Annotated in this window: 20 protein-coding genes; 16 read left to right on the top strand and 4 right to left on the bottom strand. The window is 52.3% G+C overall.

Translation table 11 applies throughout. From position 1 onward, the window contains the following. Positions 1-52: 52 nt before the first annotated feature. From rpsA to NNO04_RS11050, 9 genes are all read left to right on the top strand, one after another. Positions 53-1,726, top strand: a complete 1,674-nt coding sequence (gene rpsA, locus NNO04_RS11090) for a 30S ribosomal protein S1 (RefSeq protein WP_162380062.1) — start codon at positions 53-55, stop codon at positions 1,724-1,726. Positions 1,727-1,886: 160 nt separating this feature from the next. Then, positions 1,887-2,171 carry an integration host factor subunit beta gene (gene ihfB / locus NNO04_RS11085; RefSeq protein ID WP_002463068.1) on the top strand — a complete coding sequence of 95 codons (285 nt, stop codon included), beginning with the start codon at positions 1,887-1,889 and terminating at the stop codon, positions 2,169-2,171. Between the two features lie 218 nt (positions 2,172-2,389). Then, positions 2,390-4,654 (top strand): ComEC family protein, encoded by a 2,265-nt coding sequence (locus NNO04_RS11080; RefSeq protein WP_271444700.1) that lies wholly within the window; start codon positions 2,390-2,392, stop codon positions 4,652-4,654. 36 nt (positions 4,655-4,690) lie between these two features. Continuing rightward, positions 4,691-6,439 carry a lipid A ABC transporter ATP-binding protein/permease MsbA gene (gene msbA, locus NNO04_RS11075; protein WP_271444699.1) on the top strand — a complete coding sequence of 583 codons (1,749 nt, stop codon included), beginning with the start codon at positions 4,691-4,693 and terminating at the stop codon, positions 6,437-6,439. Then, positions 6,436-7,413: a tetraacyldisaccharide 4'-kinase gene (lpxK, locus tag NNO04_RS11070; protein WP_271444698.1), complete on the top strand. Its 978-nt coding sequence runs from the start codon at positions 6,436-6,438 to the stop codon at positions 7,411-7,413. Before msbA ends, lpxK begins: the two co-directional genes overlap by 4 nt. Before the next feature lie 41 nt (positions 7,414-7,454). After that, positions 7,455-8,687 carry a crosslink repair DNA glycosylase YcaQ gene (ycaQ, locus tag NNO04_RS11065; RefSeq protein WP_271444697.1) on the top strand — a complete coding sequence of 411 codons (1,233 nt, stop codon included), beginning with the start codon at positions 7,455-7,457 and terminating at the stop codon, positions 8,685-8,687. A 51-nt stretch (positions 8,688-8,738) separates the two neighbouring features. Beyond that, positions 8,739-8,921: a protein YcaR gene (gene ycaR, locus NNO04_RS11060; protein ID WP_162380057.1), complete on the top strand. Its 183-nt coding sequence runs from the start codon at positions 8,739-8,741 to the stop codon at positions 8,919-8,921. Beyond that, positions 8,918-9,664 carry a 3-deoxy-manno-octulosonate cytidylyltransferase gene (gene kdsB, locus NNO04_RS11055; RefSeq protein ID WP_271444696.1) on the top strand — a complete coding sequence of 249 codons (747 nt, stop codon included), beginning with the start codon at positions 8,918-8,920 and terminating at the stop codon, positions 9,662-9,664. Before ycaR ends, kdsB begins: the two co-directional genes overlap by 4 nt. Before the next feature lie 154 nt (positions 9,665-9,818). Beyond that, positions 9,819-10,712: a YcbJ family phosphotransferase gene (locus tag NNO04_RS11050; protein WP_162380055.1), complete on the top strand. Its 894-nt coding sequence runs from the start codon at positions 9,819-9,821 to the stop codon at positions 10,710-10,712. Here NNO04_RS11050 and elyC read toward each other — a convergent pair. Further along, positions 10,689-11,468, bottom strand: coding sequence for an envelope biogenesis factor ElyC (elyC, locus tag NNO04_RS11045; RefSeq protein ID WP_271444695.1), 780 nt, complete (start codon positions 11,466-11,468; stop codon positions 10,689-10,691). The genes NNO04_RS11050 and elyC overlap by 24 nt on opposite strands. Before the next feature lie 135 nt (positions 11,469-11,603). On the opposite strand from elyC, the gene cmoM reads away from it, so the two are divergent. The 7 genes from cmoM (at position 11,604) to NNO04_RS11010 (ending at position 22,347) form a co-directional block, all read left to right on the top strand. Beyond that, the gene (gene cmoM, locus NNO04_RS11040) at positions 11,604-12,383 is read left to right on the top strand and encodes a tRNA uridine 5-oxyacetic acid(34) methyltransferase CmoM (protein ID WP_271444694.1); all 780 of its coding nucleotides are present in this window, start codon (positions 11,604-11,606) and stop codon (positions 12,381-12,383) included. A 3-nt stretch (positions 12,384-12,386) separates the two neighbouring features. Beyond that, on the top strand, positions 12,387-13,709 hold the full coding sequence (gene mukF, locus NNO04_RS11035) for a chromosome partition protein MukF (RefSeq protein ID WP_271444693.1): 1,323 nt from the start codon (positions 12,387-12,389) through the stop codon (positions 13,707-13,709). Beyond that, on the top strand, positions 13,690-14,394 hold the full coding sequence (gene mukE / locus NNO04_RS11030; protein WP_162380051.1) for a chromosome partition protein MukE: 705 nt from the start codon (positions 13,690-13,692) through the stop codon (positions 14,392-14,394). Before mukF ends, mukE begins: the two co-directional genes overlap by 20 nt. Continuing rightward, on the top strand, positions 14,394-18,854 hold the full coding sequence (gene mukB / locus NNO04_RS11025) for a chromosome partition protein MukB (protein ID WP_271444692.1): 4,461 nt from the start codon (positions 14,394-14,396) through the stop codon (positions 18,852-18,854). The genes mukE and mukB overlap by 1 nt, the downstream gene beginning before the upstream one ends. A 228-nt stretch (positions 18,855-19,082) precedes the next feature. Continuing rightward, a complete protein-coding gene (gene ldtD / locus NNO04_RS11020) occupies positions 19,083-20,942 on the top strand; it encodes a L,D-transpeptidase (RefSeq protein WP_271444691.1) in 1,860 nt (619 codons plus the stop codon). Between the two features lie 180 nt (positions 20,943-21,122). Further along, on the top strand, positions 21,123-21,671 hold the full coding sequence (locus NNO04_RS11015; RefSeq protein ID WP_271444690.1) for a YcbK family protein: 549 nt from the start codon (positions 21,123-21,125) through the stop codon (positions 21,669-21,671). Between the two features lie 28 nt (positions 21,672-21,699). After that, positions 21,700-22,347, top strand: coding sequence for an MBL fold metallo-hydrolase (locus NNO04_RS11010; protein ID WP_271444689.1), 648 nt, complete (start codon positions 21,700-21,702; stop codon positions 22,345-22,347). 47 nt (positions 22,348-22,394) lie between these two features. Here NNO04_RS11010 and aspC read toward each other — a convergent pair whose 3' ends face one another. The 3 genes from aspC to asnS all read right to left on the bottom strand — a co-directional run bounded on the left by aspC (position 22,395) and on the right by asnS (position 26,875). Next, entirely contained in the window at positions 22,395-23,585 is a 1,191-nt protein-coding gene (aspC, locus tag NNO04_RS11005; RefSeq protein WP_162380047.1) for an aspartate transaminase, read from the bottom strand. 184 nt (positions 23,586-23,769) lie between these two features. Next, positions 23,770-24,867, bottom strand: coding sequence for a porin OmpF (ompF, locus tag NNO04_RS11000; protein ID WP_271444688.1), 1,098 nt, complete (start codon positions 24,865-24,867; stop codon positions 23,770-23,772). A 607-nt stretch (positions 24,868-25,474) separates the two neighbouring features. Further along, the gene (asnS, locus tag NNO04_RS10995) at positions 25,475-26,875 is read right to left on the bottom strand and encodes an asparagine--tRNA ligase (RefSeq protein ID WP_271444687.1); all 1,401 of its coding nucleotides are present in this window, start codon (positions 26,873-26,875) and stop codon (positions 25,475-25,477) included. Positions 26,876-26,989: the final 114 nt, after the last annotated feature.

Genomic DNA, 26,989 nt, shown 5'->3' with positions numbered 1-26,989 from the left:
CCATCCGGCATGGAGCCAGGTGGACGTTAAATATGAAACCTGAAGATTAAACATGACTGAATCTTTTGCTCAACTATTTGAAGAATCCTTAAAAGAAATCGAAACCCGCCCGGGTTCCATCGTTCGTGGTGTTGTTGTTGCTATCGACAAAGATATCGTACTGGTTGACGCTGGTCTGAAATCTGAGTCCGCCATTCCGGCAGAGCAGTTCAAAAACGCCCAGGGCGAGCTGGAAATCCAGGTTGGTGACGAAGTTGACGTTGCTCTGGATGCAGTAGAAGACGGCTTCGGTGAAACCCTGCTGTCCCGTGAAAAAGCTAAACGTCACGAAGCTTGGATCACGCTGGAAAAAGCTTACGAAGACGCTGAAACTGTAGTCGGTGTTATCAACGGCAAAGTTAAAGGTGGCTTCACTGTTGAGCTGAATGGTATTCGCGCGTTCCTGCCGGGTTCCCTGGTAGACGTTCGTCCGGTTCGCGACACGCTGCACCTGGAAGGCAAAGAGCTTGAATTCAAAGTAATCAAGCTGGACCAGAAGCGTAACAACGTTGTTGTTTCTCGTCGTGCCGTTATCGAATCCGAGAACAGCGCAGAACGCGATCAGCTGCTGGAAAACCTGCAGGAAGGCATGGAAGTTAAAGGTATCGTTAAGAACCTCACTGACTACGGTGCATTCGTTGATCTGGGTGGTGTTGACGGTCTGCTGCACATCACCGACATGGCATGGAAACGCGTTAAGCATCCGAGCGAAATCGTAAACGTGGGCGACGAAATCACTGTTAAAGTGCTGAAGTTCGACCGCGAGCGTACCCGTGTATCCCTGGGCCTGAAACAGCTGGGCGAAGATCCGTGGGTAGCTATCGCTAAGCGTTATCCGGAAGGTACCAAACTGACTGGTCGCGTGACCAACCTGACCGACTACGGCTGCTTCGTTGAAATCGAAGAAGGCGTTGAAGGTCTGGTTCACGTTTCCGAAATGGATTGGACCAACAAAAACATCCACCCGTCCAAAGTTGTTAACGTTGGCGATGTAGTGGAAGTTATGGTTCTGGATATCGACGAAGAACGTCGTCGTATCTCCCTGGGTCTGAAGCAGTGCAAAAACAACCCATGGCAGCAGTTTGCGGAAACCCACAACAAGGGCGACCGTGTTGAAGGTAAAATCAAGTCTATCACTGACTTCGGTATCTTCATCGGCCTGGACGGCGGCATCGATGGCCTGGTTCACCTGTCTGACATCTCCTGGAACGTTGCAGGCGAAGAAGCAGTTCGTGAATACAAAAAAGGCGACGAAATCGCAGCAGTTGTTCTGCAGGTTGACGCAGAGCGTGAGCGTATCTCTCTGGGCGTTAAACAGCTCGCAGAAGATCCGTTCAACAACTGGGTTGCACTGAACAAGAAAGGCGCAATCGTAAACGGTAAAGTCACTGCAGTTGACGCTAAAGGCGCAACCGTAGAACTGGCTGACGGCGTTGAAGGTTACCTGCGCGCTTCTGAAGCTTCCCGTGACCGCGTTGAAGATGCAACTCTGGTTCTGAGCGTTGGCGACGACGTTGAAGCTAAATTCACCGGCGTTGATCGTAAAAACCGTGCTATCAGCCTGTCTGTTCGTGCGAAAGACGAAGCTGATGAGAAAGATGCAATCGCAACTGTTAACAAACAGGAAGATGCAAACTTCTCCAACAACGCAATGGCTGAAGCTTTCAAAGCAGCTAAAGGCGAGTAATTCTCTGAAACTTCGGGGTGTTTCATCCTGAAGTATCACGAGTTTACTTGACAGATTGCGGGATTCGTCCTGTAATCAAGCACTAAGGGCGGCTACGGCCGCCCTTAATCAATGCAGCGACAGTAACAGCTAATTTTGCCTTTAAGGAACCGGAGGAATCATGACCAAGTCAGAATTGATTGAAAGACTTGCAACCCAGCAATCTCATATTCCCGCGAAAGCGGTTGAAGATGCAGTGAAAGAGATGCTGGAGCATATGGCCTCGACTCTTGCGCAGGGCGAGCGTATTGAAATCCGCGGTTTCGGCAGTTTTTCTTTGCACTACCGCGCACCTCGTACCGGACGTAACCCGAAGACTGGCGACAAAGTGGATCTGGAAGGAAAATATGTTCCACACTTTAAACCGGGTAAAGAACTGCGCGATCGCGCCAATATTTACGGTTAAGTTTTGCGTTAAAACTTGAGCCAGAAAAAAGCACCGTGGAGGTGCTTTTTTCGTTTTTGGAATCCCGTCAAAGATGGGGAACTGGAATCCCCTTCGCATTTGTATTTATGCGTTTCAGCCGCCACGCGAAAACAGCGGAACCTTTGCTGTAAGTTGTCAAACTGCCACCGGACAACCACACCACAAAACGGCACACTTTCTCTAACAGGGAGGTGTCTATGAAAATAACAACGGTGAGTGTGTGCGCATTGTCTGGCATTCTTCCTTTGTTGCTATTACCCGCGCTACCAGATACGCCATACCTCGCTGTTGTGTTCCTTCTGGCGTGTATATTCAGCTTTATTCCCCAGCGATGGACGCGCTATGTCGGACTGAGCGTGCTCTTCTTTCTGTGGGGAATATTCGCTGCAAAACAGGCTCTCTGGCCGGGCAACACATTACCTGGAGCAACACAACAGGCAGTTGTGCAAATAACGGCTACAGACCACATGACGACGCATTATGGGCAAGTTACGCATGTGCAGGGGAAACGGTTATTTCCTGCGGCGGGCATCGTTTTAAACGATCAGTATTTGCCAGGCGAAGTATGTGCCGGGCAACAGTGGGCAATGACGCTAAAGATACGCGCGGTACATGGTCAACTGAATGAAGGTGGGTTCGATAGCCAACGTTATGCACTGGCCCAGCATCAACCCCTGACGGGACGTTTTTTGCAGGCAAGAGTGATCGACTCCCGGTGCAGTTTACGTGCTCGTTACTTGTCTTCTCTCACGACTGCGCTGGCAAACTATCCCTGGCGACAGGTTATTCTGGGGCTGGGGATGGGGGAGCGTCTGTCGCTGCCACAGGAGGTGAAAGACCTCATGCGGGATACTGGCACAACGCATCTGATGGCGATTTCCGGGTTGCATATTGCCTTTGCCGCTTTGCTTGCGGGGGGGATCATTCGATGTGTACAATTTGTGTTTCCAGCGGGGTGGATCCGCTGGCAGGTTCCTCTTGTGGGTGGAATCGGTAGTGCTCTGTTATATGCCTGGCTTACAGGGTTGCAACCACCCGCGTTACGAACTGTCATCGCCTTGAGTGCATGGGGAATACTTAAATTAAGCGGACGGCAATGGAGTGGATGGGAGGTCTGGCTTTGCTGTCTGGCGGCGATTGTTATCGCCGATCCTGTCGCTATTCTCTCGCAGAGTTTATGGTTGTCGGCACTTGCGGTTGCCGCACTTCTGTTTTGGTATCAATGGGGTCCTGCTCCAGTCTATTCGGTATCCCACGCGGGGCGTTTGATATGGAATCTTATCCATCTGCAGGCAGGCATTACGGTGTTGCTCTTACCTGTGCAAATCGCGATTTTTCATGGCATGAGTGTGACCGCATTTCTGGCAAATCTGTTTGCTGTACCACTGGTGACATTTATATCTGTCCCGCTCATTCTGGCAGGCATGATGGTGCATTTGACGGGACCACTCTTCATTGAAGAGGGCTGCTGGTATCTGGCAGATCGTTCACTGGCGCTCTTGTTTTGGTTACTCAGCAATTTACCAGAAGGCTGGGTTAGTATTGATAAGCGGTGGCAATGGCTGGCATTGTCACCCTGGTTAATAATAATTGTCTGGCGATTCGCGGTCTGGCGTACCTGGCCGGGAGTGTGCCTGACAGGGGCGATTTTAGTCAGTTGGCCCGTATGGCGTACAGAGCCCAAAGATGAATGGCAGGTTCACATGCTGGATGTCGGGCAGGGGTTGGCTATGGTCATTGTCCGCAATGGCAAGGCCATTCTCTATGATACCGGGCGAGCCTGGCCGGAGGGTGACAGCGGGCAGCAGTTGATCATTCCCTGGCTACGCTGGCATAACCTGAAACCCGAAGGCATTATTCTCAGCCACGAACATCTGGATCATCGCGGTGGATTGCGCTCATTACAGAAAGCCTGGCCAACGCTTTGGATAAGAAGCCCGTTAGGATGGGAAGGGCATCAGCCCTGTTTTCGGGCAGAACAGTGGAAATGGCAAGGATTGACGTTTCGCGCGCACTGGCCGGTCAAAGGCAATAAAGATCTCGGGAATAACCGTTCCTGCGTCGTCAAAGTCGATGATGGTAAATACAGTGTCCTGTTGACGGGGGATATTGAATCCGGAGCGGAACAAAAAATGCTAAGTCACTATTGGCAACATTTACAGGCGACATTTATTCAGGTTCCGCATCATGGCAGCAATACGTCATCGTCGCTGGCGTTAATTCAACGTGTTGAGGGGCAGGGGGCGCTGGCCTCGGCATCGCGTTACAACGCCTGGCGACTGCCCTCACCGAAGGTCAGACAGCGATACCGGCAGCAGGGATATCAATGGCTGGATACGCCGCATCAGGGGCAGATTTCACTTATCTTTTCCTCGCAAGGTTGGCAAATACGCAGTCTGCGGGAGCAAATTTTACCTCGTTGGTATCATCAGTGGTTTGGCGTGTCAGAGGATAACGGGTAGAATATGCGGCTATTTCAACAAATGCTGGTTTTTTGAATGCATAACGATAAAGATCTCTCTACGTGGCAGACATTCCGCCGACTGTGGCCCACTATTGCGCCGTTCAAATTGGGTCTGATCGTGGCGGGGGGCGCGTTAATCCTCAACGCAGCTAGCGATACCTTCATGTTATCGCTCCTGAAGCCGTTACTGGATGACGGTTTTGGTAAAACAGACCGTTCGGTGCTGCTCTGGATGCCATTGGTGGTGATTGGTCTGATGGTATTACGTGGCATCACCAGCTATATCTCCAGTTACTGTCTTTCGTGGGTATCTGGTAAAGTCGTGATGACCATGCGTCGTCGCTTGTTCGGCCATATGATGGGGATGCCCGTCTCCTTTTTTGACAAACAGTCGACAGGTACTTTGCTCTCACGTATTACCTATGATTCAGAGCAGGTCGCATCTTCCTCTTCCGGGGCACTGATTACCGTTGTGCGCGAAGGGGCCTCGATTATCGGTCTGTTTATTATGATGTTCTATTACAGCTGGCAACTGTCGATCATTCTGATTGTACTGGCGCCCGTTGTCTCAATTGCGATTCGCGTGGTTTCTAAGCGTTTTCGTAGCATCAGTAAAAATATGCAGAACACGATGGGGCAGGTTACGACCAGTGCTGAGCAAATGCTGAAAGGCCACAAAGAAGTGTTGATTTTTGGTGGTCAGGAAGTCGAAACCAAACGTTTTGACAAAGTCAGCAATAAAATGCGTCTGCAGGGCATGAAGATGGTGTCGGCCTCTGCTATCTCTGACCCCATCATCCAGCTGATTGCGTCTTTGGCGCTGGCATTTGTCCTGTATGCAGCAAGTTTCCCGAGTGTAATGGAAAACCTGACCGCAGGGACAATCACCGTTGTCTTCTCATCCATGATTGCGCTGATGCGCCCGCTGAAATCGCTGACCAACGTCAACGCACAGTTCCAGCGTGGGATGGCAGCATGCCAGACACTGTTTGCGATTCTGGATAGCGAACAAGAGAAAGACGAAGGCAAACGTGTTATTGAGCGTGCGAGCGGCGATCTGGAATTCCGCAACGTCACCTTTACCTATCCGGGACGTGAAGTGCCCGCGCTGCGTAATATCAACCTGAAGATTCCGGCAGGTAAAACCGTGGCGTTAGTTGGGCGTTCAGGTTCAGGGAAATCGACGATCGCCAGCCTTATCACCCGTTTTTATGACATTGATGAGGGCCATATCCTGATGGACGGGCATGACCTGCGTGAGTATACGCTGGCCTCTTTGCGTAACCAGGTTGCTCTGGTTTCGCAGAACGTTCATCTTTTTAACGATACCGTTGCTAACAACATTGCCTACGCACGTAATGAACAGTATACCCGCGAGCAGATCGAAGAGGCTGCACGTATGGCGTATGCGATGGACTTTATCAACAAAATGGATAACGGTCTGGACACGGTCATTGGTGAGAACGGCGTCCTGTTGTCTGGCGGTCAACGTCAGCGTATTGCGATTGCGCGTGCTTTGCTGCGCGACAGCCCAATTCTGATTCTGGATGAGGCAACTTCCGCACTGGATACCGAGTCGGAGCGTGCAATCCAGGCTGCGTTAGACGAATTGCAGAAAAACCGTACATCGCTGGTGATTGCCCACCGACTCTCCACTATTGAACAGGCTGATGAAATTGTGGTGGTGGAAGACGGGTTGATTGTTGAGCGTGGAACCCATACTGAGCTGCTGGAACATCGTGGCGTCTATGCTCAGTTGCACAAAATGCAATTTGGTCAATGATCGCACGAATCTGGTCTGGTGAGTCGCCCTTGTGGCGGCTGTTACTCCCGCTTTCCTGGCTGTACGGTCTGGTGAGTGGGGGTATCCGTTTGTGCTACAAGCTGGGAATAAAGCAATCCTGGCGTGCGCCAGTGCCGGTCGTTGTTGTGGGCAATCTGACGGCGGGCGGCAATGGTAAAACACCTGTCGTTATCTGGCTGGTTGAACAGCTCCAACAGCGCGGCATTCGCGTGGGGGTGGTTTCACGTGGTTACGGTGGAAAGGCGTCATCCTATCCGTTGCTCCTGACGCACGAGACCACGACAGCGGAAGCGGGTGATGAACCGGTACTGATCTTTCAACGTACAGGCGCACCAGTTGCCGTTTCGCCTGACCGCTGCGATGCAGTGAAAGCGATTCTGGCTCATCATGATGTACAAATTATTGTGACGGATGATGGGCTGCAACATTACCGTCTGGCGCGTGATGTTGAAATTGTGGTGGTTGACGGCGTTCGCCGATTTGGCAATGGTTGGTGGCTACCGGCAGGTCCAATGCGTGAACGAGCGGGTCGGCTAAAATCGGTGGATGCGGTTATTGTTAATGGCGGTGTCGCTGAACCAGGTGAAATTCCCATGCATCTGGAGCCAGGCCAGGCGGTCAACTTACGCACTGCTGAGCGTTGTAACGTGGCGCAACTGAGTAATATCGTGGCCATGGCGGGCATCGGCCATCCTCCCCGTTTCTTTGCGACGCTCGAAGCATGCGGGGCGCTCCTGCAAAAATGCGTCGCGCTGGCAGATCATCAGTCGCTCAGTTATGGTGACGTCAACGCATTACTCACCGAAGGTCAGACGCTGGTGATGACGGAAAAGGATGCCGTTAAATGCCGCTCGTTTGCAGACGATAACTGGTGGTATTTGCCCGTTGATGCTCAGTTGTCTGGTGAAGCACCGGACGTCTTGCTTAAGCAACTCACCTCGCTGGTTCGTTAGCTGAATCAGGCTGCGGCGGCGAACGATTTATGGAGTGATAAATGTCGTTGCCGCAACTTTCTCTTACCGATGCTCGCCACCTTCACCTTGCCGCCCAGGGGCTGTTAAAGAAATCACGTCGTCGCGCGCAGCCCGGCGATATTCTCGCCACCATTTCACGCATGTCTCTGCTGCAAATCGATACCATCAACATTGTCGCGCGGAGCCCGTATCTGGTGCTATTCAGCCGTCTTGGGAACTATCCGCCACAGTGGCTGGATGATGCATTATTGCGCGGCGAACTGATGGAGTACTGGGCGCATGAGGCCTGTTTCCTGCCGCGTAGCGACTTTACGCTCATACGCCACCGAATGTTGTCACCCGAGAACATGGGCTGGAAGTATAAAGCGGCCTGGATGAAAGAGCATGCCCATGAAATCGAACAGCTTATTCAGCATATTCATGACAACGGCCCGGTACGCTCTGCGGATTTTGAACATCCGCGCAAAGGGGATAACGGCTGGTGGGAGTGGAAGCCCCATAAACGCCATCTTGAAGGACTGTTTACCGCCGGAAAAGTGATGGTAGTGGAACGTCGCAACTTTCAGCGGGTGTATGATTTGACGCAACGCGTCATGCCCCACTGGGATGATAAACGTGACCTGCTTTCTCAGACGCAAGCGGAAACCACCATGCTTGATAACAGTGCGCGCAGTCTGGGGATATTCCGTGAATCGTGGCTGGCAGACTACTACCGCTTAAAGCGACCCGCGTTGAATGCGTGGCGAGACACCCGCGCAGAGCAACAGCAGATCATTCCAGTAGAGGTTGAAACATTAGGCGCGTTGTGGCTCCATGCAGACCTTCAACCGTTGCTTGAAAAGGCATTGGCAGGCCAGTTAACCGCGACGCACAGTGCTGTGTTGTCACCGTTTGACCCCGTCGTCTGGGACCGAAAACGGGCAGAGCAATTGTTTGATTTCACCTACCGTCTGGAGTGCTACACCCCGGCGCCTAAACGACAGTATGGCTATTTTGTCCTGCCGTTGCTGCATCGAGGGGCGCTGGTCGGGCGGATGGATGCCAAAATGCACCGCAAAACGGGTGTGCTGGAAGTGATTGCGCTGTACCTGCAAGAGGGAATCAATCCCGGTGCAACCCTGCAAAAAGGTCTGTTTCAGGCGATTAGCGATTTCGCACGTTGGCAGCAGGCAAGGCGCGTTACGCTGGGCGTTTGTCCCCAGGGTTTGTTTGGTGACTGCCGACAGGGCTGGGAAATAGACGCAGAGGGATAGACGATTATGTTAATATTTACAGAATCACAATCCGGTCCATCTGGAGGAACTATGGATCATCGTCTGCTCGAAATCATTGCCTGCCCGGTATGTAACGGCAAACTCTGGTACAACCAGGAAAAACAAGAACTGATTTGCAAACTGGATAACCTTGCTTTCCCATTACGCGATGGTATTCCGGTATTACTGGAAACCGAAGCCCGTCCTTTGACCTCCGACGAGAGCAAATCATGAGTTTTGTGGTCATTATTCCTGCGCGTTATGCTTCGACGCGCCTGCCCGGTAAACCATTGCTGGACATCAACGGCAAGCCGATGATTGTGCATGTACTGGAACGTGCGCGTGAATCCGGGGCCGATCGTATTATCGTGGCGACCGATCATGAAGATGTAGCGCGTGCTGTAGAGGCGGCTGGCGGTGAAGTGTGTATGACCCGCGCCGATCATCAGTCGGGGACAGAGCGACTGGCGGAAGTCGTGGAAAAATGCGGATTCAGCGATGATACCGTCATTGTAAACGTACAGGGCGATGAACCGATGATCCCGGCGGTGATTATTCGCCAGGTCGCGGACAACCTGGCACAGCGTCAGGTCGGTATGGCAACTCTGGCGGTGCCGATTCACAGTGCGGAAGAGGCATTCAATCCCAACGCGGTGAAAGTGGTGCTGGATGCAGAAGGCTACGCGCTTTACTTCTCGCGCGCGACGATCCCCTGGGATCGCGACCGTTTTGCCAATAGCCGTGAGACAATTGGCGATACCTTCCTGCGTCATTTAGGGATCTATGGCTATCGTGCCGGATTTATTCGCCGCTATGTGAACTGGCAGCCAAGCCCACTGGAACACATTGAGATGCTGGAGCAGCTTCGTGTGTTGTGGTACGGCGAAAAAATCCATGTTGCCGTTGCTAAAGAAGTTCCGGGAACTGGCGTGGATACTGCCGAAGACCTTGAGCGCGTTCGCGCTGAAATGCGTTAAGCTTCAATACCGACACCCCACTCAGTTATGAGAGGGGTGTCGTACCGTTACGATTTTCCTCCACTTTTCTTTTCATCAATTGATCTCATCAGGGTGACATCTGTCCATACGACGCTCATTATGAAAGCAGTAGCGTTTATGAGGGCAATCTGAAATGGAACAGCTGCGAGCCGAACTGAGTCATTTACTGGGTGAAAAACTCAGCCGTATAGAGTGCGTGAATGAGAAAGTAGATACGGCGTTGTGGTCACTGTATGACAGCCAGGGAAAACCGATGCCACTCATGGCGAGAAGTTTCACTACGCCAGGTATGGCGCAACAGCTGGCATGGAAAACGACCATGCTGGCGCGTAGCGGTACGGTGCGTATGCCGGTCATTTACGGCGTCATGACCCATGAAGAACATCCCGGTCCCGATATTTTACTGCTGGAAAGGATGCGTGGCGTCCCCGTTGAAGCGCCCGCGCGAACGCCTGAACGGTGGGAACATTTAAAAGACCAGATTGTTGAAGGTCTGCTTTCCTGGCATCGTCAGGATAGCCGTGGTTGTGTGGGGGCGGTGGATAATACGCAGGAGAATATCTGGCCTTCCTGGTATCGTCAGCGTGTCGAAGTGTTATGGAGTACGTTAAACCAGTTCAACAATACGGGCTTAACGATGCATGACAAGCGCATTCTGTTCCGTACCCGGGAATGCCTGCCGGCGTTGTTTGAAGGATTTAACGACAATTGCGTACTGATTCACGGCAATTTTAGTTTGCGCAGTATGCTTAAAGATGCCCGCAACGATCAGCTTCTGGCGATGGTGGGGCCAGGTGTGATGCTGTGGGCGCCACGGGAATACGAGTTATTTCGCTTGATGGATAATGCACTGGCGGAAGGATTGCTTTGGCATTACCTGCAACGCGCGCCAGTCGCAGAATCCTTTATCTGGCGGCGTTGGCTCTATGTGTTGTGGGATGAGGTGGCGCAGCTGGTCAATACAGGGCGTTTTAACCGCGCTAACTTTGATCTGGCGACCAAATCACTCTTGCCCTGGCTCGCCTGACGCTCCTTTAAGCCACTGCCAGATTCGCCCTAATGTTTCATATCCGACGCGATCGCTGTGCATCAACCAGACGGGGGAAGGGATCGCGCGTTCCCACGGATTGAGCGGCGAATCAATCGCCAGCTGATTTGCCGGGGCCGGGAGCGGGTGAAGCCCCGCCTGCTGGAAGAAAATCATGGCGCGCGGTAAATGCGACGCCGAGGTGACCAGCAGGAACGGTGCATCGCCGATGGCCTGTTTAACGGCAGCCGCTTCCTCTTCAGTGTCTTTAGGGCTATCCAGGGTGATGATATCGCTTAGCGGCACACCGAGTGACTGCGCGACTCTGGCGCCGGCTTCCGCAGTACTGACATTATTCGTTTTTGCTCTTGCGCCGGTAAAAATCAGTTTTGATCCCGGATTGGCCAGCCAAAGCCGCACGCCTTCATTGAGACGCGGCAGGCTGTTGCTGATCAAGTTAGAGCTTGGTGCCCACTGCGGATTCCAGGTATAACCGCCACCCAGCACCACGACATACTCGACTTTTTGCCTGTTTTGCCAGGTGGGATACTGATCTTCGAGCGGTTTCAGTAAGCGATCGGCAACCGGTTGCAGGCTTAACAGCAATAATGCGAGCCAGCCCAGACTCAGACACACCTTCCCGGTTTTTTGAAAGCGACTAAACCACACCAGCGCCAGCCCCAACCCCATGATCAAGAGCATGAGCGGCAGTGGCAGCATCATACCGCCAATCACTTTCTTCAGTGTAAAAAGCATCCTTTTTGGTTCCTTTTTTAACCATACAGCAGGGGATCTGCAGGGATATTACACCAGACAGGTTCATTCTCGGCGTGGCTGTGACAAAATAGCGGTTTTATCAGAGAACCCCTTTGTTAGCCTGTGGAGAGCCCGATGCGGGATCGCAATTTTGATGACATTGCAGAAAAGTTTTCCCGTAACATTTACGGAACCACTAAAGGGCAACTGCGGCAGGCCATTTTGTGGCAAGACCTTGACCGTGTGCTGGCGGAAATGGGTGAGCAAAAGCTGCACATCCTGGATGCTGGCGGTGGTGAAGGGCAAACCGCGATCAAAATGGCTGAACGGGGTCATCGGGTCACGCTATGCGATCTGTCCGGCGAAATGATCGCGCGCGCGCAACTGGCGGCAGAGGCGAAAGGCGTCAGCGAAAACATGCATTTTATACAATGTGCCGCTCAGGATGTTGCTTCGCATTTGGAAAGCCCGGTTGATCTGATATTGTTTCATGCTGTGCTTGAGTGGGTCGCTGACCCCGTCAGCATGTTGCAAACGCTTTGGTCTGTGTTACGTCCCGGCGGCGTACTGTCGTTAATGTTCTACAATGCTAACGGCCTGTTGATGCACAACATGGTGGCAGGGAACTTTGACTACGTGCAGGTAGGGATGCCAAAACGTAAAAAACGTACGCTTTCGCCAGACTATCCGCGTGAACCGGGGCAGGTTTACCAATGGCTGGAAGAGATTGGCTGGCAGATTACCGGCAAAACGGGTGTACGTGTGTTTCATGATTATCTGCGTGAGAAGCATCAACAGCGTGACTGTTATGAAATGTTAGTCGAATTAGAAACGCGCTACTGTCGCCAGGAGCCTTACATAAGCCTTGGCCGTTACATTCATGTCACCGCTCGCAAACCGCAGATGCAAGGATAACTTATGAGTGAATTTTCCCAGACAGTCCCCGAACTGGTTGCCTGGGCCAGAAAAAACGACTTCTCCATCTCGCTGCCGGTAGACAGACTTTCGTTCCTGCTGGCGGTGGCCACGCTCAACGGCGAGCGTCTGGACGGTGAGATGAGTGAAGGAGAACTGGTGGATGCATTCCGCCATGTCAGTGATGCGTTTGAGCAAACCAGCGAAACCATCGGCGTGCGCGCCAACAACGCGATCAACGATATGGTTCGTCAACGTCTGCTGAACCGCTTTACCAGTGAGCAGGCGGAAGGGAATGCCATATACCGTCTGACGCCGCTAGGGATAGGCATTACCGACTACTATATTCGTCAGCGCGAGTTTTCTACGCTGCGCCTCTCAATGCAGCTGTCCATTGTGGCGGGGGAATTGAAGCGGGCCGCAGATGCGGCGAGTGAGGGCGGCGATGAATTCCACTGGCATCGAAATGTCTATGCGCCGTTGAAATATTCCGTGGCGGAAATTTTCGACAGTATCGATCTGACGCAGCGCATCATGGACGAGCAACAGCAGCAGGTGAAAGACGACATTGCCCAGTTGCTGAACAAAGACTGGCGCGCCGCAATTTCGAGTTGCGAAATGCTGCTGTCTGAAACGTCCGGTACGTTGCGCGAGCTCCAGGATACACTGGAAGCCGCGGGCGATAAGTTGCAAGCCAATTTGTTGCGCATTCAGGACGCAATTATGACGCGCGACGATCTGCATTTCGTCGACAAACTGGTCTTCGATCTCCAGAGCAAACTGGATCGCATTATTAGCTGGGGTCAGCAGTCCATCGACTTGTGGATTGGCTATGACCGACACGTGCATAAATTTATCCGTACTGCGATCGATATGGATAAAAACCGCGTCTTTGCTCAACGTCTACGTCAGTCTGTTCAGACCTATTTTGACGATCCGTGGGCGCTAACCTATGCCAATGCAGACCGCCTGCTGGACATGCGTGACGAAGAGATGGCCCTGCGCGACGAAGAGGTGACCGGGGAGCTGCCGCCGGATCTGGAGTATGAAGAATTTAACGAGATTCGGGAACAGCTGGCGGCGATCATCGAAGAACAGCTGGCTGTCTACAAATCCAGACAAACGCCACTGGATCTTGGTCTGGTGGTGCGCGAGTATCTGGCGCAATACCCGCGTGCGCGCCATTTTGACGTCGCGCGTATTGTTATTGATCAAGCGGTACGTCTTGGCGTAGCGCAAGCAGATTTCACCGGACTGCCGCCTAAATGGCAGCCGATTAATGATTACGGAGCCAAGGTACAGGCGCATGTCATTGACAAATATTGAACAAGTGATGCCGGTTAAGCTGGCGCAGGCGCTGGCAAACCCGTTATTTCCGGCGCTGGATAGCGCATTACGCTCGGGCAGACATATTGGTCTGGATGAACTGGATAACCATGCCTTCCTGATGGATTTTCAGGAATATCTGGAAGAGTTTTACAGTCGCTATAACGTTGAGTTAATTCGTGCGCCGGAAGGTTTCTTCTATCTTCGCCCGCGTTCCACAACGATTATTCCGCGTTCCGTGCTGTCTGAACTGGACATGATGGTCGGTAAAATCCTGTGCTATCTCTATCTCAGCCCGGAACGTCTGGCGAATGAAGGGATTTTTACCCAGCAAGAGTTGTACGACGAACTGCTGACGCTGGCTGACGAAGCCAAACTGTTGAAGCTGGTGAACAACCGCTCGACCGGTTCGGACGTTGACCGTCAGAAACTGCAAGAAAAGGTACGTTCATCGTTAAACCGTCTGCGTCGCCTGGGAATGGTGTGGTTTATGGGCCATGACAGCAGCAAATTCCGCATCACCGAGTCGGTATTCCGCTTCGGGGCGGATGTCCGTAGCGGCGACGATCCTCGTGAAGCGCAGCGTCGCTTAATTCGTGATGGTGAAGCGATGCCAGTCGAAAACCATCTACAGCTCAATGATGAGCCCGAAGAGAATCAGGCGGACAGTGGAGAGGAAGAATAATGATTGAACGCGGTAAATTTCGCTCACTAACGCTGATTAACTGGAACGGTTTCTTCGCCCGAACGTTTGATCTCGATGAACTGGTCACCACGTTATCCGGGGGGAACGGGGCCGGGAAATCCACCACAATGGCGGCGTTCGTTACGGCGCTTATCCCGGATTTGACCCTGCTGCACTTTCGTAACACCACCGAGGCGGGAGCGACCAGCGGATCGCGAGACAAAGGCCTGCACGGTAAGCTGAAAGCGGGCGTCTGTTACTCAATGCTGGATGTCCTCAACTCACGCCATCAACGTGTGGTCGTGGGCGTACGTTTGCAGCAGGTTGCCGGGCGTGATCGTAAAGTCGACATCAAGCCGTTCGCTATTCAGGGGCTGCCGATGTCGGTACAGCCGACGCAACTGGTCACCGAAACCCTCAACGAACGCCAGGCTCGCGTGCTGACGCTTGCGGAGCTGAAAGAAAAGCTCGACGAGATGGAAGGCGTGCAGTTTAAGCAGTTCAACTCGATTACCGACTATCACTCGCTGATGTTCGATCTGGGAATTATTGCTCGCCGTCTTCGCTCCGCGTCAGACCGCAGCAAGTTCTATCGCCTGATCGAAGCGTCACTTTACGGTGGTATCTCCAGCGCGATTACGCGCTCGCTGCGTGACTATCTGCTGCCGGAAAACAGCGGTGTACGTAAAGCGTTCCAGGATATGGAAGCCGCGCTGCGTGAAAACCGTATGACGCTGGAAGCGATTCGCGTAACCCAGTCTGATCGCGACCTGTTTAAGCATCTGATCAGCGAAGCCACCAACTATGTGGCGGCTGACTATATGCGTCATGCTAACGAGCGGCGGATCCATCTGGATAAAGCCCTTGAGTATCGCCGTGAATTGTACACGTCACGTAAGCAACTGGTGGCGGAGCAGTACAAGCATGTAGAAATGGCGCGTGAACTGGGCGAGCACAACGGTGCCGAGGGCGATCTGGAAGCCGACTATCAGGCGGCGAGCGATCACCTGAATCTGGTGCAAACGGCCCTGCGTCAGCAAGAAAAAATTGAACGTTACGAGGCGGATCTGGATGAGTTACAGATCCGCCTTGAAGAACAAAATGAAGTGGTCGCCGAAGCGGCCGATCGTCAGGAAGAGAATGAAGCCCGCGCCGAAGCTGCGGAGCTGGAAGTGGATGAGCTGAAAAGTCAGCTCGCCGATTATCAGCAGGCGTTGGATGTACAGCAAACGCGCGCCATTCAATACAACCAGGCGATTCAGGCGCTTGCCCGGGCTAAAGAAATTTGTCATCTGCCGGATTTAACGGCAGACAGTGCGGCGCAGTGGCTGGAAACTTTCCAGGCCAAAGAGCAGGAAGCAACGGAAAAACTGCTCTCGCTGGAACAGAAAATGAGTGTGGCGCAAACCGCGCACAGTCAGTTTGAGCAGGCGTATCAGCTGGTGGCGGCGATCAATGGTCCGCTGGCGCGTGGTGAGGCGTGGGATGTCGCGCGCGAACTGCTGCGCGACGGCGTCAACCAGCGTCATCTGGCGGAACAGGTTCAGCCATTGCGTATGCGTCTGAACGAACTGGAACAGCGTCTGCGTGAACAACAGGAAGCTGAACGCCTGCTGGCTGAGTTTTGTAAGCGCCAGGGTAAGCATTTCGATATCGACGAACTGGAAGCTCTGCATCAGGAGCTGGAAGCACGCATCGCCGATCTTTCAGACAGCGTGTCGAATGCACGTGAACAGCGAATGACCCTGCGTCAGGAACAGGAACAGGTTGAGTCGCGCATTCAGCATTTGATGCAGCGAGCCCCTGTCTGGCTGGCAGCGCAAAATAGCCTGAACCAGTTGTGCGAGCAGAGCGGCGAAGAGTTTACCTCCAGCCAGGATGTGACCGAGTATCTGCAACAATTGCTGGAACGTGAACGCGAAGCGATTGTTGAGCGCGACGAAGTGGGCGCGCGTAAGAATGCGGTAGATGAAGAGATTGAACGCTTAAGTCAGCCGGGCGGCTCGGAAGATCAGCGTCTTAATGCACTGGCTGAGCGCTTTGGCGGCGTGCTGTTGTCAGAAATTTATGATGACGTCAGCCTGGAAGATGCGCCGTACTTCTCCGCGTTGTACGGCCCTTCGCGTCATGCGATCGTGGTGCCGGATTTGTCTCTCATCAGCGAACAGCTGGAAGGGCTGAAGGATTGTCCTGAAGATCTCTATTTTATCGAAGGTGACCCGCAGTCGTTTGATGACAGCGTCTTTAGCGTCGACGAACTGGAAAAAGCGGTGGTGGTGAAAACGGCCGAGCGCCAGTGGCGCTACTCCCGCTTCCCGGAAGTCCCTATTTTCGGGCGCGCGGCGCGTGAAAACCGTATTGAAAACCTGCACGCCGAGCGCGAAGGGCTTTCCGAACGTTTCGCGACGCTCTCTTTCGATGTACAGAAAACCCAGCGTCTGCACCAGGCGTTCAGCCGTTTTATCGGTAGTCACTTAAGCGTTGCCTTTGACGCCGATCCTGAAGCGGAAATTCGCCAGTTGAATGGTCGCCGTGTTGAACTGGAACGCGCGCTGACCAATCATGAAAATGAGAACCAGCAGCAACGTGTCCAGTTTGAGCAGGCCAAAGAGGGCGTTTCCGCTCTGAACCGCTTGCTACCGCGCCTGAATCTGCTGAGTGATGAAACGCTGGCGGATCGCGTTGATGAAATTCAGGAGCGTCTGGATGAAGCTCAGGAAGCCGCGCGTTTTGTGCAGCAGCACGGTAACCAGTTGGCAAAACTGGAACCGATAGTTTCTGTTCTGCAGAGCGATCCGGAACAGTTTGAGCAGTTGAAAGAGGATTATGCGTATTCTCAGCAGGTGCAGCGTGATGCTCGCCAGCAGGCATTTGCGCTGACTGAAGTGGTACAGCGTCGCGCGCACTTTAGCTACTCCGACTCGGCGGAAATGCTCAGCGGCAACAGCGACCTGAACGAGAAACTGCGTGAGCGTCTGGAGCATGCTGAAGCTGAGCGAACCCGTGCTCGCGAAGCATTGCGTGGGCACGCCGCGCAACTGGGTCAGTACAACCAGGTTCTGGCGTCGTTGAAAAGTTCGTACGACACCAAAAAAGAGCTGCTTAACGATCTGCAGCGCGAATTACAGGATATCGGCGTTCGTGCGGACAGCGGTGCGGAAGAGCGTGCCCGCATTCGTCGTGATGAACTGCATGCGCAACTGAGCAACAACCGCGCCCGTCGTAACCAGTTAGAAAAAGCGTTGACCTTCTGCGAAGCGGAAATGGATAACCTGACCCGCAAACTGCGCAAGCTTGAGCGTGATTACCATGAAATGCGTGAGCAGGTGGTGACCGCGAAAGCGGGCTGGTGCGCCGTGATGCGGATGGTGAAAGACAACGGCGTTGAGCGTCGACTTCATCGTCGCGAACTGGCCTATCTGTCGGCGGATGAACTCCGTTCGATGTCGGATAAGGCGTTAGGTGCGCTGCGCCTGGCCGTGGCGGATAACGAACATCTGCGCGATGTGCTGCGGATGTCTGAAGATCCGAAACGTCCTGAGCGTAAAATTCAGTTCTTCGTGGCGGTCTATCAACATCTGCGTGAACGTATCCGCCAGGATATCATCCGTACTGACGATCCGGTTGAAGCCATTGAACAAATGGAGATCGAACTGAGTCGTCTGACGGAAGAGTTGACCTCCCGCGAACAGAAACTGGCGATCAGCTCACGCAGTGTGGCGAACATTATTCGCAAGACCATCCAGCGCGAGCAGAACCGTATTCGTATGCTGAACCAGGGATTGCAGAGCGTTTCCTTTGGTCAGGTCAACAGCGTGCGTCTGAACGTCAATGTCCGCGAAACCCATGCAACGTTGCTGGATGTCCTTTCTGAGCAGCATGAACAGCATCAGGATCTGTTTAACAGTAACCGCCTGACCTTCTCAGAAGCGTTGGCGAAATTGTATCAGCGTCTGAATCCGCAGATCGATATGGGGCAACGTACGCCGCAGACGATTGGCGAGGAGCTCCTGGATTACCGTAACTATCTGGAAATGGAAGTTGAAGTTAACCGTGGGTCTGACGGCTGGTTGCGAGCAGAATCCGGCGCCTTGTCTACCGGTGAAGCGATCGGTACCGGGATGTCTATTCTGGTGATGGTGGTACAAAGCTGGGAAGATGAAGGACGCCGACTGCGTGGAAAAGACATCTCCCCATGCCGTCTGCTGTTCCTTGATGAAGCGGCCCGTCTGGATGCGCGTTCCATTGCGACGCTGTTCGAACTGTGCGAACGCTTGCAGATGCAACTTATCATCGCGGCGCCAGAAAACATCAGCCCGGAGAAAGGCACCACTTACAAACTGGTGCGTAAGGTCTTCCATAATACGGAACACGTTCATGTGGTCGGGTTGCGTGGTTTTGCCCCGCAATTACCCGAGCTTCTACCAGGCACAGAAGACGCCTCATCGCAGGCAAGCTAGATGAAAAGGGCGGCTGAAAGGCCGCCTTTTCCTTTTTGGAAAACCGCAATGTTGAATGAAATACCTTTAAACTTCTTTACATTAGGTCAGGCAAAAACTTTTTGATGTTTATATACTGAAGGTAAGCCTGACGAGTAAGCAGGCTTGCTCGTCATACTTCCGTGTGTATTGGCGTTAAGCAGACGGTTTTGCAATGTAAAGTATGATTAAGAAAACAGGGGGCAAGGGATGTTGCTTAATAAAATATATGGTCGTCGACTCTCGGCAATCAGTTTATGCCTGGTCGTAATATTTGCTCCACTGTTTAGTGTGCAGGCCGACGAGCCTGAAATGATTCCAGGCGACAGTTCCGCCACGCTCAGCGAACAGCCTACCGCGTTGTCGCAGCCGCAGGCCCAGTCGCCCGTCACTGCGATGATGGCCGGGATTCAACCGCTTCCAGAAGGCGCAGCAGCTAAAGCCCGCGCCGAAATACAAGCGCAATTACCGTCCGGGTATACACCGGTCTACATGAATCAGCTCGAGCTTCTGTACGCGGCGCGAGAGATGAAACCGATGTGGGAGAACCGCGAGGCGGTAAAAGCGTTCCAACAGCAACTGGCTGAGGTCGCGATTGCAGGATTTCAGCCGCAGTTTACCACCTGGGTCGCATTGCTGACCGAACCTACGGTGACGGGGCTGGCACGGGATACCGTTCTTTCCGACGCGATGATGGGGTATCTCCATTTTATTGCCAACATCCCCGTGAAAGGCACGCGCTGGCTGTATAGCGATAAACCCTATGCGCTGACGACACCACCCATTTCGGTCATCAATCAGTGGCAGGTTGCGCTGGAAAATGGCCAACTCACCCCGTTTGTGGCGAGTCTGGCACCTCAGCACCCTCAGTATGCGGAAATGCATAGCGATTTGCTGAAACTGGTGGGGGATTCTCGCCCGTGGCCGCAGTTGAGCAGCACCGCCACACTGCGACCCGGTCAATGGAGTAATGACGTCCCTGCGCTGCGGGAGATTTTACAGCGGACAGGTATGCTGGAAGGGGGACCAAAAATCGCCTTGCCTGGCGATGAAACGTCGGCCAATGCGGCGGTCAGTCCTTCCGCTGTTGCCGTTGAAGGCTCTACCACGAAACCGGTGGCGCCCCAAACTAAGCCGCAGCGCAAATCTGCTCCGGCCGTTCGTGGCGTTTACGATCGTGAACTGGTCGAGGCCGTCAAACGTTTTCAGGCATGGCAGGGGCTGGGGGCGGATGGTTCCGTGGGGCCGGCAACCCGTGACTGGTTAAACGTGACACCTGCTCAACGTGCGGGTGTCCTGGCGCTGAATATTCAGCGTCTGCGGTTACTGCCGGGTGAATTATCCACCGGTATTATGGTGAATATTCCGGCCTATTCACTGGTGTATTACCAGAACGGAAACCAGGTCTTAGCGTCGCGCGTTATTGTTGGGCGTCCCGATCGCAAAACGCCGATGATGAGCAGCGCATTGAATAATGTGGTCGTTAACCCGCCGTGGAATGTCCCGCCAACGCTGGCGCGGAAAGACATCCTGCCGAAATTATGGAATGACCCCGGTTATCTGGAACGTCATGGTTATACCGTGATGCGTGGCTGGAACAGCAAACAGGCCATCGACCCCTGGCAGGTCGACTGGGGGACGATTACCGCGTCAAATCTTCCGTTCCGCTTCCAGCAGGCACCGGGCGCGCGCAATTCATTGGGGCGCTATAAATTCAATATGCCCAGTTCTGAAGCGATTTATCTGCACGATACGCCAAACCACAATTTGTTCCAGAAGGACACACGAGCGCTCAGTTCCGGGTGTGTCCGTGTGAATAAAGCGTCGGAGTTGGCGAATATGCTACTGCAGGATGCGGGCTGGAATGATACCCGCATTTCTGATGCTCTGAAGCAAGGTGATACACGGTATGTCAACATTCGCCAAAATATACCGGTTAACCTCTATTACCTGACGGCGTTCGTCGGTGCTGATGGGCGCACCCAGTATCGTACAGATATTTACAATTATGATCAGACTGCGCGATCCAGTGCACAGATCATGTCAAAAGCAGAACAATTAATCAGGTAAATGAAGACGTTCTGCTTAATGTGTTGTCGTAATACTTAGCCGCAACGGGGCCGATTGGCTGCAGGCCCCGTCGTTGCTGGGGATGGGCTATCTTGACGTCGGCTTTTTTGCCAGTTAAGGTGCCCTTCGTGCGCCAGAAGTGCATATTAACGATAACATTTACCTGTAGACCTGATTATCATGGACAAATTCAACGCTAATCGCCGCAAATTGCTGGCGTTAGGTGGTGTTGCCCTCGGTGCAGCCATCTTGCCCACGCCTACGTTTGCAACCCTCTCTACCCCTCGTCCGCGTATTCTGACACTCAATAATCTCCATACCGGAGAGTCGATAAAAGCGGAGTTTTTCGATGGCAGAGCCTATATTCAGGATGAATTAGCAAAACTTAATCATTTTTTCCGTGATTTTCGCGCGAATAAAGTGAAGTCCATCGACCCAGGATTGTTTGACCAGCTATTTCGCCTTCAGGGGCTCTTAGGAACCCGTAATCCCGTACAGCTGATCTCGGGTTATCGTTCGGTTGATACCAATAACGAATTACGTTCGCGCAGCCGTGGTGTAGCGAAAAAAAGCTATCACACGAAAGGGCAGGCAATGGATTTCCATATTGAAGGCGTTTCATTGAGTAATATTCGCAAAGCTGCGTTATCTATGCGCGCAGGTGGTGTAGGATACTACCCACGCAGTAACTTTGTGCATATTGACACCGGTCCGGCACGGCACTGGTGATCCACAGGCTTAACGAAACAGGAGCAGTATGAACTATCGTATTATTCCGGTCACCGCATTCGCCCAGAATTGTTCATTGATCTGGTGTGAGCAAACCCGTCTGGCCGCGCTGGTTGATCCCGGCGGCGATGCAGAGAAAATCAAACGTGAAGTGGAGGCCAGTGGCGTTACGCTCACGCAGATTCTGCTTACGCATGGTCATCTTGATCATGTTGGTGCGGCGGGTGAACTGGCTGAGCATTATGGCGTGCCTGTGATCGGCCCGGAAAAAGAAGATGAGTTCTGGCTGCAGGGTTTACCGGCGCAAAGTCGCATGTTTGGCCTCGGAGAGTGTCAGCCATTGACGCCTGACCGTTGGCTGAATGAAGGAGATCGTGTGAGCGTAGGGAATGTGACTTTACAGGTGTTGCATTGCCCGGGACACACGCCAGGTCACGTCGTCTTCTTCGATGAACAATCGCAGTTACTGCTTGCGGGTGATGTCATTTTCAAAGGCGGCGTTGGGCGTAGCGATTTCCCGCGTGGGGATCACAATCAGCTGATCGATTCGATTAAACGTAAATTGTTGCCATTAGGCGACGATGTGACATTTATCCCCGGACACGGTCCGCTTTCCACGCTGGGCAACGAACGGTTGCATAATCCGTTCCTGCAGGACGAAATGCCTGTCTGGTAAACAAATAAAAAAGCCCGCAATTGCGGGCTTTGTTTTTTCAGTCTGTTTTACAGCACAGCAACGATGGCTTCGCACAGCGGCGCCATGTTATCTGGCGTCATGCCTGCCACGTTAACACGACCAGAAGCCACCGCGTAGACACCAAACTCTTCACGCAGACGCAGTACCTGTTCTTTGGTCAGGCCGCTGAACGAGAACATGCCGTTTTGTTTGATGATAAAGCTGAAGTCGCGGTTTGCGCCTTTCTCTTGCAGGGTATTCACAAACAACAGACGCATACGCTGAATACGCTGGCGCATATCGGTCAGTTCTTGTTCCCAGATAGCACGCAGAGCGTCGTTGCTCAGAATGGTCGCCACTACCGATGCACCGTGCGCCGGCGGGTTGGAGTAGTTCGCGCGAATAACGGACTTCATCTGGCTGAAGGCACGGTCAACGGTATCAGCATCCGCTGCCACCAGCGTGCAGGCACCGACGCGTTCGTTATACAGGCCAAAGTTTTTGGAATAAGAACTCGCGACGATCAGCTCTTTATGCAGCCCGGCGAAAGCACGCAGACCTTCCGCATCTTCTTCCAGACCACGGGCAAAACCCTGGTAGGCGAAGTCAAACAGCGGCAGCCAGCCTTTCTCAACGGAAAGCTGCGCCAGCGTTTGCCATTGTTCAAGCGTAGGATCAATACCGGTTGGGTTGTGGCAGCAGCCGTGGAACAGAACGACATCGCCCGCCTGAGCGTCGCTCAGACTGCTCAACAGTGCGTCAAAGTCCAGGCAATGGTTTTCAGCGTCGTAATACGCGTATTCACGCACTTCCAGGCCTGCGGAATTAAATACGCTCTTATGGTTCGGCCAGCTCGGATTGCTCACCCATACGCGTTTGACGGCAGTGTTTTTTGCCAGGAAATCCGCAGCAACACGCAGAGCGCCTGTACCACCAGGCGTTTGCGCAGTGCGGGCACGTTTGTCGTTAATCAGGGCGTTACCTTTGCCAAATAACAGTTCCTGAGTGCAACGACCAAACTCCGGAATACCGTCAATGCCGAGGTAGTTTTTCGTCGTTTCATTTTCGAGTAAATATTGCTCGGCTTTTTTAACGCTGGTTAGCACCGGCGTTTTGCCAGTCTCATCTTTATAGACACCGATACCCAGGTTAATTTTCCCAGGACGGTCATCGGCACGAAACAAATCGGCCAGACCCAGAATGGGGTCGGCAGGAGCGGCGGTAATGTTCTCAAACATGACGAGGTTCCATTGTAGTTACAGAAGGGAAATCCGTAATCAGGTTAACGGTAGATTTACAAAATGCCAACTGTTAGTGACAAAAAGCCTGACTGTTTTTCCCAGGACGCGAGAATTTGCTGGCAGACATAAAAAAACAGGACCGAAGTCCTGTTTTTTAGGCATTTAACAAAGAGGTCTGCTATTAGAACTGGTAAACGATACCGACTGCAACGGTGTCGTCTGAACCTACACCCAGTTCGTTGTCAGAATCGATCTGGTTGATGATGTAGTCGACGTAGGTGGACATGTTTTTGTTGAAGTAGTAGGTTGCGCCCAATTCAACGTAGTTTACGAGATCAACATCGCCGATACCTTCGATATCTTTACCTTTAGATTTGGTGTAAGCGATGGACGGACGCAGACCGAAGTCGAACTGATACTGAGCAACCAGCAGGACGTCTTCAGTTTTGTTTGCGTAGCCATTAAGGCCATTGATACCGTTAGAAATACGGGTAGCGTTATGGGTTTCGCTGTAGTTAGCCGCCAGGTAGATGTTGTTCGCATCATACTTCACGCCAGCAGCCCACTGTTCAGCTTTCGCGCCACCGTTAGCGTAAGCCAGATCTTCCTGAGCGTTGGTGCGGTCAGCCGCGCCATAGGCACCGACGATACCGAAACCTTCGTACTCATAGCTGATTGAACCGCCAACACCATCACCGTTAGAGCGACGAACATCGCTGTCACGCTCGTTTTTACCCAGGTACTGTACAGCGAAGTTCAGGCCGTCAACCAGACCGAAGAAGTTGGCGTTACGGTAGGTCGCCAGACCGCCGTTACGCTGAGCGAAGAACATGTCAGATGCGGCGGTATCACCACCAAACTCTGGCAGCATATCGGTGTAACCCAGAGCATCGTAAACCACGCCATAGTTACGACCGTAGTCGAAAGAACCAAAGTCGCCGTATTTCAGACCTGCGAAGGCCAGACGGGTTTTGTTACCGTCTTGTGCGTCGCTACCGCCTTCGGAGTTGTTACCGGCAAAGTTATATTCCCACTGACCGTAACCGGTCAGATCGGAGTTGATCTGTGTTTCCCCTTTGAAACCAAGACGGGCATAAGTTTCGTCGCCGTTGCCGCCGTAACTGTTTTTGCCGTTGTCTTTAGAAAAATAACGTAAACCTACTGCTTTACCGTACAGGTCCAGCTTATTGGCATCTTTGTTGTAGATTTCTGCTGCGTTTGCGGTACCTGCTGCCAGCAGTGCAGGGATAACCACTGCCAGAATGTTGCGCTTCATCATTATTTATTACCCTCATTGGTTTTTTTATGACACCTGCCACTGCCGTCAATAAATTCTGTCAATAATAATTTACGGAACTATTGATGAGAGTTTGGTGTCTTTATGTGTCTGACAGGCATCTTTCCATTCAAACTACCGTTTCGCTACAGCGAAAATGCTACAAAGATAAAGATTTTGTTTCTAAGAGAAAAAATGTGTAACAAAAAATTAAATTTGATGAACTTTGTGAACGCCGTCAAATTTCAGCGCATTTTCTCGTTCTGAAACACCATTTTTAATTCTATTTATATGATTTTCTTATGTTTAATTTAGATAAGGATAGGCGTTTTCACGTGATGGAGCCGCTGGCAAGGTGAGTTGCATTTCATTTGTGGACATCTGGACTTCTGAGTTGAAGGTCAAAAAATGTGCTATAAGCTAAGAAGAAACTCATCTTCAACATAAATTTGCATATATTTTATTCATAAATATTACAGGGAAATATGACGTAACAAGAATGTGGGTTTTGAGGGGTTGCTATTAGATTTGATTACTTCTTGCTCACAAAACTTGACAATTACACAGAGAAAAAAGGCCAGCAAAGCTGGCCTTTAAAAGCGACAGGTGATTAGAAGCTGGCGTTACGAGGTGTACGCGGGAACGGAATCACATCACGGACGTTTTGCACACCCGTGACATACGCGATAAGACGTTCGAAGCCCAGACCGAAACCTGAATGCGGTACAGTACCGTAGCGACGCAGATCGCGATACCACCAGTAATCTTCTTTGTTCAGGCCCATTTCTGCCATACGAGCATCCAGCACATCCAGACGCTCTTCACGCTGAGAACCACCAATAATTTCGCCGATACCTGGTGCCAACACATCCATTGCGGCCACGGTTTTACCGTCTTCGTTAAGGCGCATATAGAACGCCTTAATGTCTTTCGGATAGTTTTTAACGACCACAGGGGCTTTAAAGTGTTCTTCAGCAAGGTAACGTTCATGCTCGGAAGACAGGTCCACACCCCAGAACACCGGGTTTTCAAATTTCTTACCGCAGTTTTCCAGAATGGTCACCGCATCGGTGTAATCAACCTGAGCAAAATCAGCGTCGATGAAACGTTCCAGACGGGAAACGGCATCTTTGTCGACGCGTTCAGCGAAGAACTTCATATCATCTGCACGTTCTTCAAGGACGGCCTTAAACACATACTTCAGCATCGCTTCCGCCAGACCGGCAACATCGTTCAGGTTGGCAAACGCCACTTCCGGCTCCAGCATCCAGAACTCCGCCAGATGGCGGCTGGTGTTGGAGTTTTCCGCACGGAAAGTCGGTCCAAAGGTATAGATTTTGGACAGCGCACAGGCATATGTTTCACCGTTTAACTGACCGGAAACGGTCAGGAACGCTTCTTTACCAAAGAAGTCTTTGTCGAAATCGACTTTGCCTTGATCGTTACGCGGCAGGTTTTCCAGATCCAGCGTGGATACGCGGAACATTTCACCGGCACCTTCGGTATCAGAGGCGGTGATCAGCGGCGTAGAAACCCAGAAGAAACCCTGCTCGTCAAAGAAGCGATGCAGCGCTTGCGCCAGGGTATGACGTACACGCGCTACCGCACCAATCATGTTAGTACGCGGACGCATATGCGCGACTTCACGCAGGTATTCAATGCTGTGACGTTTTGCCGCCATCGGATAGGTGTCTGGATCTTCAACCCAACCGGTCACTTCGACTTTGGTAGCCTGAATTTCAAAACTTTGTCCCTGACCAGGCGACGCAACGACATGGCCCGTTACAACCACCGAGCAACCGGTCGTCAGACGTAAAACGTCTTCATTGTAATTGGGCAGAGAATTATTGATGACAGCCTGTACAGGATCAAAGCAGGAACCGTCATAAACGGCGAGGAAGGAGATGCCAGCTTTTGAATCTCGGCGGGTACGTACCCATCCGCGCACGGTGACTTCGCTGTCAACGGCTACACGGCCCTGGAGTACGTCGGCAACAGGCGCAACGCTCATAATATTCTCTCTGTTAATAGTCGGAAAAAATAAACACTTGTCCACCCTGATTGGGGGGATACCTATGTTACCTGGCATCTGCAATCAGACAAGCAGAATTCACAGGCAAAGTGA

Origin of the sequence: Citrobacter sp. Awk 4 (assembly GCF_028069725.1) — a bacterium.
Classification (GTDB): Bacteria; Pseudomonadota; Gammaproteobacteria; order Enterobacterales; family Enterobacteriaceae; genus Citrobacter_D.
This window is presented reverse-complemented; position numbering and strand designations above follow the sequence as displayed.